The 3,036-nt window shown below is 38.1% G+C and carries 3 protein-coding genes; 2 read left to right on the top strand and 1 reads right to left on the bottom strand.

Annotated elements, in window-relative coordinates; all coding sequences use genetic code 11:
- Positions 1-136: 136 nt before the first annotated feature.
- Positions 137-919, bottom strand: a complete 783-nt coding sequence (locus tag HCR01_RS37480; RefSeq protein ID WP_193200943.1) for a hypothetical protein — start codon at positions 917-919, stop codon at positions 137-139.
- A gap of 406 nt (positions 920-1,325) precedes the next feature.
- Here HCR01_RS37480 and HCR01_RS37485 point away from each other — a divergent pair, with 406 nt between their 5' ends.
- Together HCR01_RS37485 and HCR01_RS37490 are read left to right on the top strand one after the other, a co-directional pair.
- Positions 1,326-1,766: a hypothetical protein gene (locus tag HCR01_RS37485; protein ID WP_226890078.1), complete on the top strand. Its 441-nt coding sequence runs from the start codon at positions 1,326-1,328 to the stop codon at positions 1,764-1,766.
- Positions 1,767-2,521: 755 nt separating this feature from the next.
- Positions 2,522-3,022 carry a response regulator gene (locus tag HCR01_RS37490; RefSeq protein WP_193200944.1) on the top strand — a complete coding sequence of 167 codons (501 nt, stop codon included), beginning with the start codon at positions 2,522-2,524 and terminating at the stop codon, positions 3,020-3,022.
- Positions 3,023-3,036: the final 14 nt, after the last annotated feature.

Below are 3,036 nucleotides of genomic sequence, written 5' to 3' on the forward strand. Positions count from 1 at the left end.
AGGTACAGATAGGAGTAATGTTAGAGTCGGTGTGTTAAGTGTCAACTCCTGAAAAGCTCTTAATGACTTTAAAAGTAGGTAATTAACACAACTACCTTAACATTATTCCTATACGCTTGAATCTACTTAGAAAATTTTATTCTTCTAAGGATTTGCCTGCTTTAGATAGCAGCTTACCTAGTCTTTGAATTGGCCCTTTGAAACCTCTTTTTGCTTCTTGGGCTACATCTGTAGTTTGTTCACCCAGTCTTGCTAATAAATTACTAACGTTAGCAGGTTTAGGATTACCGCGCTTTAAAAGCTGCTTGAGTTCTTTAAGTCCATCAGCAATTTGTACCAGATTTTCATCTGATGACTTGTGCAACAACTGATACCAACGATCTACAGCACCCTGTGCTGTTTCGGTATCAATCTGCGTTAAGTCCTCTTCTAGCGTCTCTACCAAAGAATCAATTTCTTCAATCTCCTCTTGGTCTTCAGCCTTACCTAAAGAATTGCCAACTTTGCTGATTTTCTTACCCAATTGTCGAATTGGAGTTTTAATCTCTTTATCAGCATCAGATGCAAAATTTGCTGTTTGCTCACCAACTTCCATCAGCACTTCGCTAATTTCATGACCTGTGGCTTTATTACTTTTGAGCAATTGCTTAAGTTGCTTGAGGTGAGTGGCAATTTCTTTAATTTCCGGCTCTTTAGCCTTATGTAATAAGTCATGCCATTCATCAACTAAACTCAAGGCATCCTCGCTTGAGAGTACGCTCAAATCACCATCTAAGGTCGAGCCTAGTGACTCTAGCTTTTGGCTCCAGTTGTCATTATCAGTTTCTATTTCTGCTGGATTTTTCTGAGAAGCTTTGTTATTTGTCTGTTCCTCATGAGTTGCACTGCGCTTACCTTTATTTTCTGCTTGATTAGCCATAACGTCAATTCTGTTACAGAACTTTACTAAAAGTGCAAGTAACACTTTATAACGTTAATACGGTGATTTCCTCAGTCTAAAGAGCAATGTTAAACCCATACACAATTAAATCATTTGGCAGAGGCTTTTTTGGGTTGATCAATTACTGTTCTGTTGATTACAGCCGACAAAGCATCTAGCCTTTAATGGTTGTGATTTTTTTTCAACGAAGTCTATCTTGTTTCCTGCTTTTTTCAATTAATCAACTTTTTTGTCGATCACTAAATATCAACGAATTCAGAGGAAAGAGGGATGACCCTTCTTTCTCCTAACTTCTAATTCAGCATTTATTCGGCTTCTGACTTCTGGCTCAACAATATTTTTAATAATTATCTTATAGAATAAGAATAACTCCTAATAAAAGGATATGAAAATTTCAAATATAGATGCTCATTTTCACCAACTCTTTCAACCAAAAACCCCAGCTAATAAATTAGATGAAAAGACTGCACTATCAACCAACCGCCCGACTCCCACTGATGAGCAAATTCGAGATTGGCTGCAATCACCAGAAATAAAACAGTGGCTTAACAAGCAGATGATGGGAATTACGAATACTCTCAAGATAGAGATGGTGAACACTATCACAAAAAACATCCTTGATAAACCAGACAAAGATTGTCGAGTGCAATACAGTGGTGCAGCGATTAGAGTTGATGTCTTACGGTGGCAACTTTGGGCATCATACAAACTGCCTTATGCTAGCGGTATTAAAGCTCTTGATTGTCCATACACGTTGCAAAAGCATTTAGAGGAATCCACTCGTGAACAATCAACAACGAACAAGCATGCATCCCACATTGACTAACGAGCAGATACAACAGCTTTTCCTATACTACAGCCGAACTTGTAGTATTCTAACGGGCTGCAAAATGACTTTGCACCTGGTTCGCAACTCGTCTGAAATTGAAAGAATACTAGCCGCACAAAAGCTTGCGGCAAAACAACTATCTCCTCTTGAAGACGCAATATATTCTCTTGACGAAGTATTAACCGCACTTAGCGACGCCAATGATCAAATTCTGTCTTAACTTAAATGCGATATTGATCCAGATATCCAAGCCGATTTAATTGCAGAAAATATTAAATTCACCGATGTCTGTCATCACGTTCTTGTTCAACTGCAACATCAAAACGAACCTGATTACAATTACGAGTCGTGAAGCGTAAAGCCTCCGTGTTTTTAACCGGGGAATATAAGCGAACGGGATGAATTCATTCATCCATGATGTGGGTCGTTAATGTACTCCAAAACACATGAAGTACTAATTTCCTGGGTATATGCTGAAAACACCAAACAAGTAACATCAGTATATTAGCTTGATATTTACCCTGCATCTAACTAAAGGTTGAGCCGATAATCCCACTGCATGTAAAAATACACACCATTTTCCACAAAAATCTCAATTTTCTGTGTCTCAAGTCATAAGACTAAAACTGTAAAAGCTTGATTAAATCAAGTTAGTAACATTCTGAAAATGCCCACAGAGCAGCTAGTTTCCACCTAGCTACCTGTAGGACTTCCTCCATAATTGAGTTGGCAACTAAGGAGGCCATATCATCGTGTCAGATCATTACTGTGATACCTGTCCTGAATTTGACATAGATATCTTTAAAGGTTTGACAATTCTTGTAGCTGATGATACACAAGACAACGTTTTTTTAACTAGATATATTCTTAAAAGCTACGGAATTCAGGTTATAAGTGCATCCAATGCTTCTTCCGCATTTGCTCTCATCAAGCATGAGAGTGTAGATCTTTTAATTAGCGACATTGATCTGCCAGATGAGTCTGGCTATTCTTTAATACACAGAGTTCGTTCACTTATGCCTCTACCAACTAGAGATATTCCTGCTATTGCTTTGAGTGAGAATACTCATAAGCAAGCTCATCAACAGGCTCTCACTTCTGGATTCCAAACTTATATTCAAAAGCCTTCCAATCCTGTCTCTATCCATAAATATAAGACGCAATTAATTATAGAAATCGCAAAACTGCTATGCCGTTCTAACAAAAACAGTTCTTCACTATTTAGCGACTACTCCTGCTTACTAACGAAGTAGCTAAGCATCCCCGC

Source organism: Nostoc sp. MG11 (assembly GCF_014904695.1).
In the GTDB taxonomy this organism is placed as follows: Bacteria; Cyanobacteriota; Cyanobacteriia; order Cyanobacteriales; family Nostocaceae; genus Komarekiella.